We start from the raw sequence: 17,079 nt of genomic DNA on the forward strand, positions 1-17,079 counted from the left end.
GAGCCGATGCGCGCGACGCCGGCGAATGGAGGTGCGATGGACAACCATGTGGCGTCGGCCGTTTCCGCCGGTGCGGTGACGGCCTATCTCGAGGTCACCGGTGACGGATCGGTGCGGCCGACCGTGTTTCCCATCCACGACGAAGTGGTTATCGGCCGCGACCCGCAGGACTCGCTCGCGTCCGACAAATTCCTGTGCATTCCCGAACATACGGTGAGCCGGCGGCATGCGCGCATCCGCCGCCGCGGCGACACCTATTTCGTGGAAGACCTGCATTCCTTCAACGGCACCTTCGTGGATGGCACCAAGCTCAGGCCGGGTGCGTGGCATCCGCTCAAGGACGGCGACGAGCTGACGGTGTCGAACGCGCAGATGGTCTTTCATTCCCTCGTGGTGCCGGCGCGCGACAGCACGCCGACCATCATCACCCGTGTGGTCGATGCGTCCGAGCTGACGCGGATCATGGAGCCGGGCGACGGTGCCGCGCATGGCGACATCCAGCAGACCATGCAGAAGCTGCACGCGATGGCGCAGGTCGGAATTGCGCTGGGCGCCGTGACGGACCAGGAAACCCTGATCGAAAAGATCATGAATTTCATCTTCGAGCTGTTCCCGCTCGCCGAACGCGCCTTCATCATGCTGCGCAAGACGGAAGGCGGGCAGCCCTTGCCCGTGGCGGCGCGGCGCAGGGATGGCAGGATCGAGGACCTGGAGCGCGTGCGCATGTCGCGCACCATCATCGACGAGGTGTTGAACCGCAAGCAATCCATCCTTTCCGTCGATACCTTGTCGGACCGGCACTTCGGTGCGCAGGAGTCGATCCTTGCGCAAGCGATCCGCAGCGTGATGTGCGTGCCTCTTGTGCTGGAGGGCGAGTGCCTCGGACTGATCCAGGTGGACACCTCGTCCGATCCGTACGCATTCAAGGAACAGGACCTGGAAATGCTGACCGGCGTCTGTGCCGAGGCGGCGGTGGCGCTGAAGAATTTCCAGTTGTATTCGGACATCGAACGATTGCTGGACGGCTTCGTCCGTGCATCGGTGCAGGCGATCGAAGAGCGCGATCCGGTCACGGCGGGGCATTCGTTCCGGGTGGCGGGATATGCGGAGGCGCTGGCGAAGGCAGTTGACCGCGCGGACTCGCCCGATCTGCGGAATGTCGTATTTTCCCTCGACCAGTTGCGCGAGATCCGCTATGCCGCGCTGCTGCACGACTTCGGCAAGGTCGGTGTGCGCGAGCATGTGCTGCGCAAGCAGAAGAAGCTGCATCACTTCGAAATGCGCATGCTGGAGGAACGCTTCAAGTACGCGCGCGCCTGCCTGGAGCGGCATGCCTACCGCGGGTTGGTGGAACGCCACGCCGTGGAGGAAATGACGATGGCGTCCTTCCGTGCCGAGAAGCGCCGGATGGAGGAGGAATTGCAGGAGGAATTCGCTCGGCTGGAACGCTTCCTGGCTTCCATCCGTGAGTCGAATGAACCGGCGATTTCCCATGGAAGCAGTTTGCCGGACCTCTCGGAAATCATGGGGTATGCCTACGAGGAGGTCGACGGCTGCTCGTCGCCGCTGCTGCACGAGCACGAGTTTTCAGCACTGAGCCTTCCCAAGGGCTGCCTGACCGCCGAGGAGCGCAAGGAAATCGAGTCGCACGTTGTCGACTCCTATTCCTTCCTGATCCTGATTCCGTGGACGCGCGACCTTTCCGGGGTACCGGCCATTGCGCACGGACATCACGAAAAACTGGATGGTTCGGGCTATCCGATGGGATTGCGCGGCCACCAGATCAGCGTGCAGACGCGCATCCTGACGATCTGCGACATCTATGACGCATTGACCGCAGGCGACCGCCCGTACAAGAAAGCGGTGCCGGTGGAGCAGGCCCTCGACCTGATTGGTTCCGAATGCCAGGACGGCCACCTCGATCCAAGGCTCTTCAAGGTGTTTGTCGATGCCCGCGTCTGGGCGCAGACATGAGCAGGGATCACTTCAAGACATCACAACGGAAACACTATGCCGACGACACGTATCTCCTTCAGAACGCCGCCAGCGCCGCGCTGGGCGCCCGGCCTGCGACGTACCCTTGCCGGAGGCTTGTGCGCCACCCTGCTTGGCGGTTGCGCCGACGTGAGCATGGCGCCCTACCAGACGCCTGCTGCCCCCGTCAAGGCGTCCTGGTCGCAGCAGCCTGTCTCCGCGGCGGAAACCATTGCTCCTGACTGGTGGCGGGAATTCAAGGATCCCTATCTGGACAGCCTTGTGGACAGGGCTGTCGCAGGAAATTTCGATGTGAAGATCCTCGCGGCGCGCGTGCAGGTGGCCAATGCGGAAGTGGGTGAGGCACGCGCCGGCGCCATGCCTTCGCTGAGTGCCGCGGCCGGAGCGAGTTTCGAAAAGAGCACCGGCCAGTCCTTCGCCAAGACTTTCAACCTTGGCACCCAGGTCAACTGGGACATCGACATCTGGGGCAAGGTCGAAAAGGGCGTGCAGGCGCAGCGCGCCGGGTTCGAGGCGTCGGAAGCGGACTGGCGCGCAGGATACCTGACGCTGGCATCGTCGGTGTCGACGGCATACTTCCAGATCCTGCAGCTGGACGAACAGATGGCGCAACAGCAGAAGGCGCTGGACAAGGGCAAGCAGATCCTCGGCATTTACGAAGCGATGCACAAGAATGGCTTGCTGCCCAATACGCGCGTGCTGCAGCAGCGCGCCGAGATCAATCGCCTGACCAACGAATTCCTCGAGCTGCAGCGGGCGCGCAACCTCGCAGGCAATGGCCTCGCCACCTTGCTCGGTATTCCCGCCGGTGATTTCAAGGTGCCGCCGGGCAGCCTGCGCGACAAGGTCACGGCGCCCAACGTGCCGTCCGGCCTGCCCGCCGATCTGCTCAAGCGCCGGCCCGACATTGTCGCGGCCGAGTACCGTGTGCTGCAGGCATATGACCTCGTCGGGGCGGCAAAGCTTGCACAACTGCCGTCCATCAGCCTGACTGGCCGCGGAGGTTCGTCCAGCTTCGCGCTGACCGACCTGCTGAAGTCCTTCACCTTCGGCCTGCTGCCGAGCATCAATATTCCGCTTCTCGACCCGAGCGTGAAGGCACGGGTGAAGACGAGCGAGGCGCAGACGAAGGTGGCGGAGGAGCAATACCGCAAGACGGTGGTGACGGCGTTTGAAGAGGTTGAGAATGCACTGGTCAACCTCGACGCGCACAAGAAGCAGCGCACCGAACTGCAGCAGCAGGTGGACAACCTGCGCACGGTATCGGCACAGATCGAGGCGCAGCTGAAGGAAGGCGTCGTGTCGCAGCTCGAAGTGTTCGAAACCGAGCGCTCCCTGCTGCAGGCAGAGCTCGCGCTGCTGGCCAACCACCAGCAGATCCTGTCCGATACGGTCACGCTCTACAAGGCGCTCGGCGGCGGATGGCCGGCAGTCGCCGTGGGGAATGCCAGCCAATGACCGTCAAACGCAGCGTGGCGCATGACAATGCCGCGACCGTGCGGATGCAGACGGTCGACATGGCGTTCGATATCGTCCTCAAGCCGGTGTCGCATCCCGAGACCGGCGAGATCCGCATCGACGAGAGCCTGTTCGCCATCGGCCGGACGGAGCCGCCTTTCTCCGACTATCCGCCCAACATCGTCGCTGACCTGTCGCGCCGGCATGCGCGGATTTTTTCCGAGAACGGGGCGGTCTACATCGCCGACCTCGACAGCAAGAACGGCACCAAGGTCAACGGGATCGACGTGCAGCAGAAGATCACCAAGCTGGACGACGGCGACGAGATCTGCTTCGGCGGACGGCTGACCTACAGCGTGCGGCTGGGCAAGCCGAAAGAGCGCACCATCATGTCGGCGCGCCTGGTCGCGGTCGTGCTCAACCCCGATCGCGATGACCTCGGGCTGCAGCCGATCGTCATCAGCAGTTTTCCCTTCCTGATCAGCAAAGCGGACGACGCCTTCGCTCGCTACAAGGATGAATTCCCGCATCAGGTCAACTACCTGTCGCGCCGCCACGCGCATATCTTCCTCAAGGGGGGCCAGGCTTTCGTCGAGGATCTCGGCAGCACCAACGGCACGTTCGTCGGCGGCAAGCGGCTGGACGAGCACGCGGTGCCGCTCAACGACGGCGATACGCTGGCCTTCGGCGGCCACCATTTCGTCTACAAGGCCAGCCTGCACAAGGAAGAGCACGAGGTCGACCCGACGGTCACCAAGCTGAGCACCATGGTGCAGAGCGTGATGCCGACCACCGGCAATCAGGACAAGACGACCTTCGTCGCGGCGCCGGATTCCTTCCTCGACATCTTTTGCGTGGACCATGCGCCGCAGCAGGAGGACGAGGTCAACGACGATGCCGCGAAGCAGGAGGATGCGGCTGCCAGCGACAATGCCAGGCGCAAGCCGCGGGGCAAGTCTGCCGTTTTCGTGTCCGAACTTGCAGGCGCGTTTGCCGGTGGCGAACGTGCCATGTCGAAGAAGGCGATGCGTATCGCCGCGGCGGTCTTCGCGCTGCTGATCGCTTTCGTCGTCGTGATGCGCCTGACGAGCGCGCCGGAGCGGGAGATGAAGGGCCTCATCGCCGACGGCGAGTTTGCGGAGGCCTCCGACCTGGCTACGCGCCATCTTGCGCGCAATCCGGGGAACGCCGAAATCAAGGCGCTCGGCACGGAAGCCTTGCTCAAGACACGGTTGCCGGAATGGGTGGCGGCAATCAAGTCGCGCAACTTCGACCGCGCCGCCACCGTGCTGGCCGCCATGAAGGAGGCGGCACGCCACAACGACCATGCCCATCCTCTGCTCGCCGAACTGGAATGGATAGGCGGGCTGGAGCGCTTCGTGATGGGCAGAGGCGGGCCGGAGGCGCCGATACGCATGTACCAGGATGAGGACAGGATACGGACGCTGCTGCGGCAATGGGATGACGGCACGCAGAAGCACCAGCGCGCGTTCGCAACGATCAACGCCATGGTGCCGGCCTTCGAGGTTGTCTATGCGGAAGCGCTTAGCCACCTGCGCAAGCTGCAGAGCGATGAAGCGGTGTACCTGGCCGCAATCGAGCGCCTGAAAACCTCGATTGCCGATGAACTGAAGCGGGACAATCCCGCAGCCCTGGAGCCCATCCTGATGGAGTACGCGGAAAAGTATCCGCGCATTGGCGGACTGGATGCCGTGCGCAAGGATCTGCAGCGCTATACCGGGATCGACAATGCCGCGCGCGAGCATGACCTTGCGCGGCTGTCGTCAAGTGTCGAGAAGGCGCGTTTCGAGACGCCGCCGTTCCAGGCGCGCTTCAAGGCCTTGAGTACAGGCGGCCAGATGCCGCCGGGGAACCTGCTTGCCCAATACCAGGCGGCGAACAAGGCATGGCGCGAAGGGAATGCGGATGCCTCCTTTGCCGCCCTGGAAAAGCTCGATGCCGGACCGTGGGCCAAATCGATCGCGGGCCAGGTCCAGCGCCGCAAGGCGGTCGTCGAACAGTATGCCGCTTTGCAGAAAATGCGCGGGAGCCGGGACTATGACGAGCGGCTGCTGACCTTTTACGGCGCGCTCGATCCTGACGACGACGTCCATTTCATCCGCGCCATGGAACCGGACGTCAACCGCAACCGTGACAAGGCGCTGGTGCGGGCTCAGGAATTGATGAACCGCGCCGCCACGCGCTGGCGCCAGTACCAGGACAATGGTCCCATCGAGGGCGCACTGCGCCTCGAAACCAGTGTCTCGAACCAGTTCCGCACGCAGGCAAAGCTGCTGACCGAGGCGCGGCAGGGTGCCCAGCAGGGGCTGCTGATCGCACGCCAGCTGAAGGCGGAGTATCCACCGCAGTGGAACAAGCTGCGCGACGACATCACCACGGAAGCCGAACAGCAGCGCAAGGCCGTGCAGGACCTGCGCATGGTGCTGGAACCCGGCCTGCTGAAGGAAAAACTCGCCCTGCTGGGAGGATCCGGCAATGAGCAATGAAGCCCGCTTGCGTCCGCTGACCGAGGCGCTGGAAGACCATAGCGCCGAAGGCATCTCCGTCCTCACCGCCGAACCCTGGCGATTCACGCAGGCTGTGGTGATCACCGTCTTTGCGCTGATCGTGGCCGCGCTGCTGTGGTCCTTCATCGGCACGGCAGATGTGATCGTGAGCGCGCAGGGGGCGCTGCAGCCGGAATCCGAGGTCAGGCGGTTCTACACGCCCATCGATGGCGAACTGGCCAATCTCTATATCGCAGAAGGACAGCCGGTTTCCAAGGGTGACACGCTGGCCCGGCTGAACGCGCGCGGTGCGATCGAGGCGGCGAAGAATGCGCTGGAAGCGCAGCTGAAACTGGAGGACGCAGAGCGGGAGTGGAAGCTGTTTCCGGAGCGCAGGGCGCTGATGGAGCGCAAGGTGGCTGCGCTCAAGCAGGCCATGGAACTGGAAGAGCACCAGCATTCGAAGCGCGCCGCGGAAGGCACCAGCAGGCTCGCCGAAAGCCAGCGTGCCCAGCTGGCGGAAGCGCGGACAAATGTCGAGGAAGCCCGTCGTGCACGGGATGCCGCACGGCTGGAGTCGGAGAAGTATGCGCGCCTGTTTTCCATGACGGGCGGCGGCGGCGTGTCCCAGTTGCAGGTGGAAAGCAAGCGCAACGCGCTGCAGGCGGCGGAGAATGCGCTGCGGGTGGCGCAGGCAAGGGTCAGCGAGCTGACCGCGCGCCAGAGCCAGGAATTCACGCAGGCACGGGCGCAGCTGGAGTCCAGCGGGCAGGAGTTCACCAAGCTGCAACTGCAGTACGAGGCGGCCACCAAGGAGATCGCCAATTCCGAAGAGAAGCTGCGCTTGCAAGTGCAGACCGCGCGCCTGGTGGCGGACGCGGCGGCACGCATCCGCTTCGAGAATATCGACAAGGACAACTTCCTGCTCATCGTGGCGCCGGTGGACGGCGTGATCACGGATGTGACCACCACCCAGCCGGGCGACAAGGTGCAGGCCAATACGCCGATCGGCGGCATTGCCCCCAAGGATGCGCGGCCGATCTTGCGTATCGAGATTGCCGAACACGACCGCGCCTTCCTGAAGGAGGGGCTGGCGGTGAAGCTGAAATTCAATGCCTTCCCCTACCAGCGCTATGGCGTCATCACCGGCGCGCTGGACCACATTTCGCCGGCGACCAAGATGTCGCCGCAGACCAAGCAGCCGGTGTACGAGGGCAGGGTGGCGCTCGACAAGGACTACTACATGGTGGGGGAAACCAGATATCCGTTGCGCTATGGCATGACCGCAACGGCCGAGATCGTGGTGAGGGAACGCAGGATCATCGACATGGCGCTGGATCCGTTCCGGCAGATCGGCGGATGACGGAAGAGGCGTAGAATGAAAAGATGAACCGGGAGTTTCCCATGGCAAAAGTCATCAAGCACCGCGGCGTCCGCATCGTCACGCTGGAGCAGGACGATATCCTTGCCGACTGCTGCAAGGAAGGCGACATTGCACTTGTCGAGGATGCGGAGGGCTGGTGGACGCATTTTGTCGGGCCGGGCGGTGAAACCGACTCCTACGATACGGCGTTCGAGAGCTACAACAAGGCGTTGTGGACGGCGAAGGCGGCTGCAGAGTTTGCTGCGGAGTAATTGTCCGGATCAGGCGCCTGGCGCCTTGGCCTTCTTCATTTCATACATCTGCATGTCCGCGTGCTTGAGCAACTGCTCCGCGGTTTCCCCATGATCGGGATAGACGGCGATGCCGATGCTGGGCTGCACGCAGAGCAGGTTCCCGTCCAGGTGAACCGGGTGGTTGATGGTTGCCGTGATCTTGGCCAACACGAGCCGCGCATCGTCCGGCGCCTGGATTTCCTCCAGCAGGACGACAAACTCATCGCCGCCGAGGCGGGCAACGGTATCTTCTTCGCGCACGCACTGCTGCAGGCGGTGCGCCACCTCCCCCAGCAACTGGTCGCCGGCGGTATGGCCGAGGGTATCGTTGATCTGCTTGAAGTCGTCGATATCGACATAGAGCAGTGCGATCCGTCCCCCATGGCGCCGCGTGCGGGCCAGGGCAGACTTCATCCTGTCCTGGAACAGGCGCCTGTTGGGCAGGCCGGTGAGTTCGTCGTAGCGTGCGGCGCGCCTGAGCTCATCGTTCAGGCGCCTGCGCTCCAGCGCGATCGCGACCTGGGTGGAAACGAACTGCAGCAGTTCCCTGTCTTTCTCGGAATAACGCGTGCCGGGATGGCTTTTCAGGATCAGGGCGCCGGAGATGCCGGCGGGCAAGACGAGCGGGAGCCCGATCCAGGATTCGTTGCCGCCATCGGCCTGCGATTCTCCCTCGAGGAGAACGGTCCGCCTGGTGCGGATGACTTCAGTGAAGATCTGGCGGACTGCGGGATCGGCGGACAGGTCGGTCTGGTAAGGCTGGGAAAACTCGCCGGCCGAGCTGTCGCGCAAGGTCACCGCGAAGCCGGCGGCCGGAACCAGCCGGGCAATGATGCGATGGATTTCGCGGAACATGTGGACGAGGTCGGAAGCGCCATGGGCCGCCTCGGAAATCGCATAAGTTGCCGTCTGCATGTCCGCGGCGCGCTTGCGATCAGTGATATCGCGTGCCACGCCGACACGGAGCCGGTCGGCTTCGGACCAACGGGCGGACCACATGAGATGGACCAGGCTGCCGTCCTTGCGGATGTAGCGGTTCTCGAAACCGATGCGCGGGCGGCCGGACATGACCAGCGCGGCTTCCTCCAGGGTCTTTGCGCGGTCTTCGGGAACGATGAGGTTGATCATCTCCATCCCGATCATTTCATCCGGCGTGTAGCCGAATATAGGTTCGCAGGCGGCACTGACGTGGACGATGCGTCCGTCCGTATCCACGAGGAAGACAGCATCAAGCAGCAAATCGACGATGTTGGGCAGCGTGTCGGTCGGTTTCACGTTCATGTGGACAGCATAACCTTATTCGCAGTTCCTCGTCGGCAATCAAAAATCAGGGACTTCGGGGCTCCTGCATGGCGACCGCGCGCAGGCAGAACGACTGGATGGACTGGATCAGGCTGGTTTTCTCGATTTCCGGTTCCACGTCTCCGGCCCAGGTGAGCGGCCCCACCAATGCTTCCGAAATGACGCCGACGATGGCCGCGGCCGAAACAGTGGCCGACTGTGGCGGAAAATCGCCGCTGCGGATGCCGTCTTCGACCAGCTTTTCAAAGATATCGGCATAGGCGCGGCGGTAGCGCAGCCGCTCCGCGTCGACCAGGGCATCGACCGGCTCCGCGATCAGGGCGTAGGCCAGCCGGCGGCCGCGCAGTGCGCGGGCGGAAAATGCTTCGATGGCGTTGAGCAGGCGCTTCGCGGGCGCGCCATCGGCCCAGGCGTTTTCCCGTACGACGGCCAGTTCCTTTTCCGTGGCGCCACGGAATACTTCGGCGCACAACTGCGCCTTCGAGTCGAAGTACTTGTAGACGGCGCCGGTGGCGATGCCAGCCTCGCGCGCGACCGCATTGATGGTGAGGGCGCCGAAGCCGCCGGTCGAGACCAGCAGCAGGGATGCATCCAGTATGCGTTGCCGCATTGCAGCCTTGCGGGCTGCGGTCTTTTCAGTCGGCCGGTAAACCATCGTTTCGCCTGTTGTTGTTCTTCAAACCAGTGTAACAAAGCAAGGAGATTACCGACAAGCAAACGCTTGACAGCCAGGGTGGTGCATGGTGAACTTGATGACAATAAGTGAACATTAATTCACACTTTAAGCAAGTTGGAGAGAGACATGCCTGAAATCGCCAGCGCGAACCTGTATTACGCCGAGACGCATACCGTCGAGAACCAGCCGCGCCCGCTGGAAGACTACAACTTGTACCTCGAGGATCGCGCACTCCGGGAAGCGGTGGGTCGTGAAGGTGCGGCGTGGGCGGAGGATGACCTGCACGCGTTCGGCGCCATGACCGGATCGCTCGAGATGATCGAACTGGGCTTCCAGGCCAACGAGAACAAACCGGTGCTGTACACGCACGACCGCTACGGACGGCGGGTGGACGAGGTGCGATTCCATCCGGCCTACCACCGGCTCATGCAGATTTCGATCGAGCACGGGCTGCATTCCTCGCACTGGAGCGATCCGCGCGAGGGCGCGCAGGTCGCGCGTGCAGCGAAGTTTTACATGCAGAGCCAGGTCGAGGCGGCGCACTGCTGTCCCATCACGATGACTTCGGCGGCGATTCCGGCACTGCGCCTGCAGCCTGACGTCGCGGCCCAATGGGAGCCGAAGATCCTCGCCCGGCACTATGATCCTCGCAACGTGCCCGACACCCAGAAGGAAGGCGTCACCATCGGCATGGCCATGACCGAGAAGCAGGGCGGCTCCGACGTGCGCGCCAACACGACGCGTGCCATTCCGCTGGGCAGCGGCGGCCCCGGCCAGCCGTACGAACTGGTCGGCCACAAGTATTTCGTGTCGGCGCCGATGTGCGACGCCTTCCTCGTGCTGGCGCAGGCGCCCGGAGGTCTGTCGTGCTTCCTGCTGCCGCGCTGGTGTCCGGACGGCAGCAAGAATCCGCTGCAGATCCAGCGGCTGAAGAACAAGATGGGCAATGTCGCCAATGCCTCGTCCGAAACCGAGTTGCGCGGTGCATACGCCGTCATGATCGGCGGCGAGGGGCGCGGCGTGGCGACCATCCTGAAGATGGTGTCGATGACCCGTTTCGATTGCATGATCGGTTCGGCAGCCGGGATGCGGCAGGCGGTTGTGCAGGCGATGCATCATTGCGCCCAGCGCGCCGCATTCGGCAAGCTGCTGGCGGAGCAGCCGCTGATGCAGAACGTGCTGGCGGACCTCGCCATCGAAAGCGAGGCGGCGCTGGCGATGACGATGCGGATCGCGCGCGCGCTCGACAGCGGCGAGCAGAGCGAATCGGAAAAACTTCTTGTGCGCATGGGCACGGCTGTCGGCAAGTACTGGATCTGCAAGCGCACGCCTGGCCATGCATATGAAGCGATGGAATGCATCGGCGGCAGCGGCGTGATGGAGGACAGCATCATGCCGCGCCTGTTCCGCGAATCGCCAGTGAATTCGATCTGGGAAGGCAGTGGCAACGTGCAGTGCCTGGACATGCTGCGCGCGATGCAGCGCGAGCCGGGCTCGCTGGAAACCTACATGGCCGAGCTGCAGCTGGCGGCCGGCGGCAATCGCAGCCTGGACCAGTATGTGGCGCGCCTTGGCCGCGAGTTCACCGACCTGTCCGATATCGAATACCGGGCACGCGGCATCGTCGAGAAGATGGCGCTGGCGTTGCAAGGCGCCTTGCTGGTCCGTCAGGGCAATGCTGCCGTTGCCGAGGCTTTTTGTGCTTCCCGCCTGTCGGGTCTGGACAGCGGGCGGGTCTACGGCAACCTGCCGCGCGGCCTGGATTGCGCGGCGATCATCAAGCGCGCCACCGTATCCGGATAAACCTTACAGCAACCGCGGCGGGCGGGCGAAATCTGCGGTAGCACGCACCGCGGCCAGCATTTCGGCCAGCAGCGGTCGTTCGTCGTTGCGCCGTTTCTGGAAGGTGTACACCAGCGGAGAAAGCGCCGGCGCCGCGTTCAGCACGCGGAGTGCGCCGCGCCGCGACAACGACCTCGCCCAGCTCTCCGGCAGGAAGCCGACGCCCGTTCCCTCGATCAGCAGGCCGGCGATGGCGCCCCAACTGTTGCAGCTCAAGCGGTAGGCGAAATCGATATCGTTGACCATCAGCCATTCATCGAGAATGCGGCTCGTCCCCGCACCGGGCGGCAGCGTCACCAGCGGGTGATCGCGCAGCATCTGCGCTGACAGCCTTGCCGGTTTCCCGATCAGCACCTGCGAGGCGGCCCATACGAACCGCGCCTCGCCCACGGTGTGCGAGGAAATCGCGGCATCCGATGACCTGCCTGCAATCACGGCACAGTCCAGCTCGCCGTTGCGCAGGCGTTCCGCCAGGGCCACGCCGATATCCACATGCGGTTCCAGCCGCAGATCGGGAAAGCGTTGTCCGGCATACGTCGCAAGTTGCGGCAGCCAGGTGAGGGCGCTGAGTTCGCCTACGCCGATCATGCACCTGCCTGTGATGCGCGCGTCGGGCTGCACCGATTTTCGTGTCTCGTCCGCTGTCAGCAGAAGTGCGCCGGCATGCGGCAGCAATCGCTCTCCAGCCTCGGTGAGCACGGCCTTGTGACCGGACCGGTCGAACAATTGCACGCCCAGCGATTCTTCCAGCTCCGCCAGGCGCTTGGAGAGCGAGGACGTGGAAACATGCAGCCGCTCCGCCGCCATTGCGAAATTGGCGCAGGTGGCGGCCCAGTAGAAGGCTTCGAGCTGTTTGAGGGTCATGTTTTATTGTCGAGAAAGCGAAATAACATGTTAGCGTAATTTCGCTTTTATTAAACATTTGCGGGTTCTAAAGTCCTCTCCATCACGAATCAACCGGATGGAGAAGTCGCATGGACATGGTTACGCAAGAAACCCGTATCCGGCATCAATCGGCGGCAACGATGCCAGGACGCCTCTTGTCCATGCTTTCGCTGGGCGATTTCGAGGACGCTGCCCGACGCCACCTTCCGCGCCCGCTGTTCGGGTACATCTCCGGCGCAGCCGAAGACAACCGTTCCCTCGACGACAACCGCAAGGCCTTCGACGAATACCGATTCCTGCCGCGTGTCCTGGCCGACGTCTCGCGCCGTTCCCAGGAGGTCCGCCTGTTCGGACGCATCTATGCATCGCCGTTCGGCATCGCCCCGGTCGGCATCAGCGCGCTGTCCGCCTACCGCGGCGACATCGTGCTGGCCGAGTCAGCGCAAGCGGCCGGTATCCCGGCGATCATGAGCGGTACCTCGCTGATTCCGATGGAGGAGGTGGCCGACCGCGCGCCCGGCACCTGGTTCCAGGCTTATCTTCCTGCCGACGAAGCACGCATCGACGGCCTCATCGACCGCATCGGCCACGCCGGCTTCGAGACGCTCGTCATCACCGTCGATATCCCGGTCTGGGCCAATCGCGAGAACAACATCCGCTCCGGGTTTTCTACACCCTTGCGGCCCAGCCTGCGCCTTGCATGGGACGGACTTGTTCGGCCTCGCTGGCTGGTCGGCACACTGGCGCGCACATTGCTTACCACAGGCATGCCCCACTTCGAGAACTCATTCGCCACGCGCGGCGCGCCCATCCTCTCGCGCACTGCGATCCGGGACACGACCGGGCGTGAGCACCTGAACTGGGCACACATCGCCCGTATCAGGAAGAAGTGGCGGGGGCTGATGGTCCTCAAGGGGATCCTGCATCCGGCCGATGCCCGCAAGGCGCGGGAATATGGCGCCGACGGAATCATCGTGTCGAACCACGGCGGCCGCCAGCTGGACGGCGCGGCGTCGGCCCTGCGGGTGTTGCCGCAAGTCCTGGACAGCGTCGGAGACTTCCCGGTCATGCTCGATGGCGGGGTCCGGCGCGGCACGGATGTGCTGAAGGCCCTGGCGCTGGGGGCAAGGGCGGTCTTCGCCGGGCGTCCGTTCATGTATGCGGCAGCGGCTGCCGGTCCGGACGGCGTCGACCGCGCCATCCAGCTGCTGCGCGACGAGGTGGACCGGAACATGGCGATGCTCGGCATCAACCGGCTCGACGAACTGGATGCCGGCTTCCTGATCCGCCACAACTGATTCAAACCACAAGGAGGGACATCATGCGAAAACTCACCCTGTTCGCGGCTGCCGCCGCGTTCACCGTTGCCTCGGCTGCGCAGGCGCAAACGTATCCGAACAAGCCGATCAAGCTGATCGTGCCGTTCCCGCCCGGCGGCACGACCGACATCGTCGGCCGCGTTGTTGCCGACAAGCTGGGCAAGGAGCTCGGCCAGACGGTGATCGTGGAGAACCGGGGCGGCGGAGGCGGCAGCATCGGCGCCGCGGCAATCGCCAAGGCCGAGCCGGACGGGTACACGATCGGCATGGCGACGGTATCGACGCATGCGGTCAACCCGGCATGCAATCCGAAACTGGGTTACGACCCGCTCCGGGACTTCGCACCTATAACCAATGTGGCGCGTACGCCGAATGTGCTGACCGTCGGCAGCAAGATGCCGGCCGCCGACTTCAAGCAATTCATGGCGCAGGTCAAGGCCAGCCCGGGCAAGCTGTCCTACGCCAGTTCGGGGACCTGCAGCATCCTGCACATGGTGGGCGAGCAGTTCAAGATTTCCACCGGCACCTTCGTTCTGCACATTCCCTACCGCGGTTCCGGTCCCGCACTCAATGACCTCCTGGGAGGACAGGTGGACATGATGTTCGACAACCTGCCGTCGTCCATGCCGCATATCAAGGCCGGCAAGCTGAAGGCGCTGGCCATCTCCTGGCCGCAGCGGCTTCCGGGGCTGCCGGACGTGCCGACATTCGCCGAACTTGGGTTGAAGCAGGTGAACGATCCCGCATGGTACGGCTTCGTTGCGCCGCCGAAGACGCCGGACGACATCATCGCCAGGTTGCACCAGGCGACAGTCAAGGTGCTTGCCATGCCCGAGGTGAAGGACCGCCTCCTGGCCAACGGCGCTCAGGCGGTGGGCAATACGCCTGCTGAATATGCGGCAGAGATCAGGCTTGAACTGGAAAAGATGAAGAACCTGGTGACCAAGCAGGGCATCAAGTTCGACGGGACCTGACGCGATTCCATCGCATCCTTGTTTTATTGACCACGATCAAGGAAATGCGCGGGCAGGGTGCATACCCTGTTTCCGTGCGCACATTGATTTGAGGCATCCTGTGGAATGCCTGTCATGCGCCACCGATCAATCCTTTATCAGAAACAATCATGGTCAATTCCCTGAACATCAAGTTCCACAACATTCCCGCTTCCGAAGCCGTCGAAACCGAAATCCGCAAGCGCGCAGAAAAACTGAACCAGATCTCCGACCGCATCAACCGCTGTGACGTCACGGTGGAAACCAACGGCAAGCACAAGCACCAGGGCCACCTCTACGAAGTGCGCATCGACCTGACCATCCCCGGCGCGGAAATCGTGCTCAACCGCGTGCATCCGAATGAAGACGTGTATGTCGCGGTGCGTGACGCGTTCGACGCGGCAGCCCGCAAGCTGAAGGAGCATCTGCAAGTGCAACGCGGTGACGTGAAGACGCACGAAATGCCGGAAGTGGAATAAGCTCCGGGCGCAACGCGCATTGAAACCAGAATATCGACCCGGCCGTGATCGCACCGACCAGAGGGTGTGGATCGGTCAGGTCTGCAAGGTGCCGTTTGCTTTCTGCAGCAATTCGAGGAATTCCTCGGCCGGTACCGGCTTGCTGTAATAGAAGCCCTGTGCGGCGAGACAGCCCCGCGCCACGAGAAAATTCACCTGATTCTGGTTTTCTACTCCTTCAGCCACCACGTTCAAATGCAGGCTTTGCGCCATCGCGATGATGGCGGTGACCAGCGCCATGTCATTTGGATTTTCTCCGATGCCGCGCACGAATGCCTGGTCAATTTTCAATGTGTGGACCGGAAAGCGCTGGAGATAGGCGAGGCTTGAGTATCCGGTGCCGAAATCGTCGATCGACAGTTGTATTCCCATAGCGCTCAAGTGCTTGAGCGCCATCATGTTTTCTTCGCTACGCTGCAGCAGGAGGTTTTCCGTGATCTCCAGTGCCAGCGCGCTGGGCGGCACATCGCTTTCAATGAGGATGCTTTCGACCGTCGAAAGAAAATTGGATTGGGAAAACTGGCGCGGCGACAGGTTGACCGACATGCGCAATCCGGGAAAGCCGGTATTGTGCCAAATGCGCAACTGCTTGCAGGCCTCGCGCAGCACCCATTCGCCAAGCGGCAGGATGAGGCCTGTCTCTTCCGCGATGGCGATGAACGAACTGCAGGTGATTGGCGCGCGCCCCGGTTGCCGCCAGCGCAGCAAGGCCTCGGCCGAATAGATCATGCCGGTTTCCATGTTGACCTGCGGCTGATAGTAGAGTGCGAACTCGCCACGCGCGAAGGCCTGGCGCAAGCGATTTTCCTGGTCCAGGCGCTGCTCCACCGACTTGCTCAAGGATGGCGTGAAGAACTGGTAATTGCTGCGGCCGGTCTCCTTTGCGTAGTACATCGCCATATCGGCAGCGCGCATCAAGGTTTCTACATTGGCGCCGTCGTCCGGATACAACCCGATGCCGATGCTGGCCCCAACGTGCATTTCCATGGTGTTGAGAATAAAAGGTTGATGCAAGGCATCGAGAACCTTTTGCGCAACCAGCGCTGCGTCGCTCCTCCCATTCATAAGCGGAAGACACAACACGAATTCATCGCCTCCCAGGCGCCCGACGTCATCATTCTTGCGCAAGCATTGCTGCAGGCGCTGCGCGACCAGTTGCAACAAGCCGTCACCCACCATGTGGCCTAGCGAATCGTTAATATTCTTGAAATAGTCGAGATCGACAAACAGGACCGCAATTTGTGCCTTGTTACGGTTGGCAGAGTCGACCGCCTTCTGGATACGATCTTGCAGCAGCACGCGGTTGGGCAAGCCCGTCAAGGCATCGTAATGTGCCATGTAGCGAATGCGGAATTCGGCTTGCTTGCGCTCCGCGTTTTCTGCCTGCAGGCGCAGATTGGTCTCGATCAGCTCGGCAGTGCGCGCCTCGACCTGCTCTTCCAGCTTTTTTTGCAAGTTGCGCAGCGACAGGTGGGTTCTGATCCGTGCCAGAACTTCTTCCACGTGCAAGGGGCGCACGACATAATCGACGCCGCCGCTTGAAAAGGCCTTGAGCTTGTCCAGTTCCTGGTCTGCCGAGCTGAGAAAAATCACCGGGATATCGCGTGTGCGCGCATCGGCCTTCAATCGCCTGCATAGTTCATAACCATCCATGCCGGGCATGAAGATATCGAGCAGGATCAGGTCGGGAAGCGTGGTTTGGACAAATTGCAGTGCAAGTTCGCCGTTGGTTGCCGGATGAACAATATAACCATGCTCGCCAAGCATATGCATGAGCAGGCGCAGATTGGCTGGTGTGTCGTCGACGATCAGGATTCTTTCCGCCGTGCCTTCCGTGTTTGCCGTGCTCACTGAATCGGTCATTTAGGCACCCTAAGTATGCACAGCGGAGCAGGGCAGCATTGTGCCAGCGCGCTACACGCCATCCGA

Annotated in this window: 13 protein-coding genes; 9 read left to right on the forward strand and 4 right to left on the reverse strand. The window is 62.7% G+C overall.

Annotated features, from left to right (window positions below; translation table 11 throughout):
• The first annotated feature begins 36 nt into the window (after positions 1–36).
• The 5 genes from AC3WOY_RS24685 to AC3WOY_RS24705 are packed head-to-tail and all read left to right on the forward strand — an operon-like array spanning position 37 to position 7,595.
• Positions 37–1,974 carry an HD domain-containing phosphohydrolase gene (locus AC3WOY_RS24685; protein WP_492428643.1) on the forward strand — a complete coding sequence of 646 codons (1,938 nt, stop codon included), beginning with the start codon at positions 37–39 and terminating at the stop codon, positions 1,972–1,974.
• 36 nt (positions 1,975–2,010) lie between these two features.
• Entirely contained in the window at positions 2,011–3,453 is a 1,443-nt protein-coding gene (locus AC3WOY_RS24690; RefSeq protein ID WP_492428645.1) for an efflux transporter outer membrane subunit, read from the forward strand.
• Positions 3,450–5,960 (forward strand): FHA domain-containing protein, encoded by a 2,511-nt coding sequence (locus AC3WOY_RS24695; RefSeq protein ID WP_492428647.1) that lies wholly within the window; start codon positions 3,450–3,452, stop codon positions 5,958–5,960. Before AC3WOY_RS24690 ends, AC3WOY_RS24695 begins: the two co-directional genes overlap by 4 nt.
• Entirely contained in the window at positions 5,950–7,323 is a 1,374-nt protein-coding gene (locus tag AC3WOY_RS24700) for a beta-barrel domain-containing protein (RefSeq protein WP_492428648.1), read from the forward strand. Before AC3WOY_RS24695 ends, AC3WOY_RS24700 begins: the two co-directional genes overlap by 11 nt.
• Before the next feature lie 41 nt (positions 7,324–7,364).
• Entirely contained in the window at positions 7,365–7,595 is a 231-nt protein-coding gene (locus AC3WOY_RS24705) for a hypothetical protein (protein WP_492428650.1), read from the forward strand.
• A gap of 9 nt (positions 7,596–7,604) precedes the next feature.
• On the opposite strand, the gene AC3WOY_RS24710 is transcribed toward AC3WOY_RS24705, so the two are convergent.
• Both AC3WOY_RS24710 and AC3WOY_RS24715 read right to left on the reverse strand, forming a co-directional pair.
• The gene (locus AC3WOY_RS24710) at positions 7,605–8,897 is read right to left on the reverse strand and encodes a diguanylate cyclase domain-containing protein (RefSeq protein ID WP_492428652.1); all 1,293 of its coding nucleotides are present in this window, start codon (positions 8,895–8,897) and stop codon (positions 7,605–7,607) included.
• Between the two features lie 46 nt (positions 8,898–8,943).
• Positions 8,944–9,573 carry a TetR/AcrR family transcriptional regulator gene (locus AC3WOY_RS24715; protein WP_492428654.1) on the reverse strand — a complete coding sequence of 210 codons (630 nt, stop codon included), beginning with the start codon at positions 9,571–9,573 and terminating at the stop codon, positions 8,944–8,946.
• 147 nt (positions 9,574–9,720) lie between these two features.
• Here AC3WOY_RS24715 and AC3WOY_RS24720 point away from each other — a divergent pair, with 147 nt between their 5' ends.
• The gene (locus AC3WOY_RS24720) at positions 9,721–11,397 is read left to right on the forward strand and encodes an isovaleryl-CoA dehydrogenase (RefSeq protein WP_492428656.1); all 1,677 of its coding nucleotides are present in this window, start codon (positions 9,721–9,723) and stop codon (positions 11,395–11,397) included.
• 3 nt (positions 11,398–11,400) lie between these two features.
• Here AC3WOY_RS24720 and AC3WOY_RS24725 read toward each other — a convergent pair whose 3' ends face one another.
• Positions 11,401–12,300: a LysR family transcriptional regulator gene (locus AC3WOY_RS24725; protein WP_492428658.1), complete on the reverse strand. Its 900-nt coding sequence runs from the start codon at positions 12,298–12,300 to the stop codon at positions 11,401–11,403.
• Positions 12,301–12,416: 116 nt separating this feature from the next.
• Between AC3WOY_RS24725 and AC3WOY_RS24730 the strand changes: the two genes are divergently transcribed.
• From AC3WOY_RS24730 to AC3WOY_RS24740, 3 genes are all read left to right on the forward strand, one after another.
• The gene (locus AC3WOY_RS24730; RefSeq protein ID WP_492429400.1) at positions 12,417–13,619 is read left to right on the forward strand and encodes an alpha-hydroxy acid oxidase; all 1,203 of its coding nucleotides are present in this window, start codon (positions 12,417–12,419) and stop codon (positions 13,617–13,619) included.
• A gap of 23 nt (positions 13,620–13,642) precedes the next feature.
• The gene (locus AC3WOY_RS24735) at positions 13,643–14,614 is read left to right on the forward strand and encodes a Bug family tripartite tricarboxylate transporter substrate binding protein (RefSeq protein WP_492428660.1); all 972 of its coding nucleotides are present in this window, start codon (positions 13,643–13,645) and stop codon (positions 14,612–14,614) included.
• 149 nt (positions 14,615–14,763) lie between these two features.
• Positions 14,764–15,111, forward strand: a complete 348-nt coding sequence (locus AC3WOY_RS24740; protein WP_492428662.1) for an HPF/RaiA family ribosome-associated protein — start codon at positions 14,764–14,766, stop codon at positions 15,109–15,111.
• 75 nt (positions 15,112–15,186) lie between these two features.
• Here AC3WOY_RS24740 and AC3WOY_RS24745 read toward each other — a convergent pair whose 3' ends face one another.
• Positions 15,187–17,013: an EAL domain-containing response regulator gene (locus AC3WOY_RS24745; protein ID WP_492428664.1), complete on the reverse strand. Its 1,827-nt coding sequence runs from the start codon at positions 17,011–17,013 to the stop codon at positions 15,187–15,189.
• Positions 17,014–17,079: the final 66 nt, after the last annotated feature.

The organism is Noviherbaspirillum sp. FW303-A3 (genome assembly GCF_058788695.1).

Excerpts from the sequence above, each read along its gene's own strand:
- AC3WOY_RS24700 (WP_492428648.1), top strand. The coding sequence starts at position 5,950 with ATGAGCAATGAAGCCCGCTTGCGTCCGCTGACCGAGGCGCTGGAAGAC.
- AC3WOY_RS24685 (WP_492428643.1), top strand. The coding sequence starts at position 37 with ATGGACAACCATGTGGCGTCGGCCGTTTCCGCCGGTGCGGTGACGGCC.
- AC3WOY_RS24710 (WP_492428652.1), bottom strand. The coding sequence starts at position 8,897 with ATGAACGTGAAACCGACCGACACGCTGCCCAACATCGTCGATTTGCTG.
- AC3WOY_RS24740 (WP_492428662.1), top strand. The coding sequence starts at position 14,764 with ATGGTCAATTCCCTGAACATCAAGTTCCACAACATTCCCGCTTCCGAA.
- AC3WOY_RS24705 (WP_492428650.1), top strand. The coding sequence starts at position 7,365 with ATGGCAAAAGTCATCAAGCACCGCGGCGTCCGCATCGTCACGCTGGAG.
- AC3WOY_RS24725 (WP_492428658.1), bottom strand. The coding sequence starts at position 12,300 with ATGACCCTCAAACAGCTCGAAGCCTTCTACTGGGCCGCCACCTGCGCC.
- AC3WOY_RS24730 (WP_492429400.1), top strand. The coding sequence starts at position 12,417 with ATGGTTACGCAAGAAACCCGTATCCGGCATCAATCGGCGGCAACGATG.
- AC3WOY_RS24695 (WP_492428647.1), top strand. The coding sequence starts at position 3,450 with ATGACCGTCAAACGCAGCGTGGCGCATGACAATGCCGCGACCGTGCGG.
- AC3WOY_RS24690 (WP_492428645.1), top strand. The coding sequence starts at position 2,011 with ATGCCGACGACACGTATCTCCTTCAGAACGCCGCCAGCGCCGCGCTGG.
- AC3WOY_RS24715 (WP_492428654.1), bottom strand. The coding sequence starts at position 9,573 with ATGGTTTACCGGCCGACTGAAAAGACCGCAGCCCGCAAGGCTGCAATG.
- AC3WOY_RS24735 (WP_492428660.1), top strand. The coding sequence starts at position 13,643 with ATGCGAAAACTCACCCTGTTCGCGGCTGCCGCCGCGTTCACCGTTGCC.
- AC3WOY_RS24720 (WP_492428656.1), top strand. The coding sequence starts at position 9,721 with ATGCCTGAAATCGCCAGCGCGAACCTGTATTACGCCGAGACGCATACC.
- AC3WOY_RS24745 (WP_492428664.1), bottom strand. The coding sequence starts at position 17,013 with ATGACCGATTCAGTGAGCACGGCAAACACGGAAGGCACGGCGGAAAGA.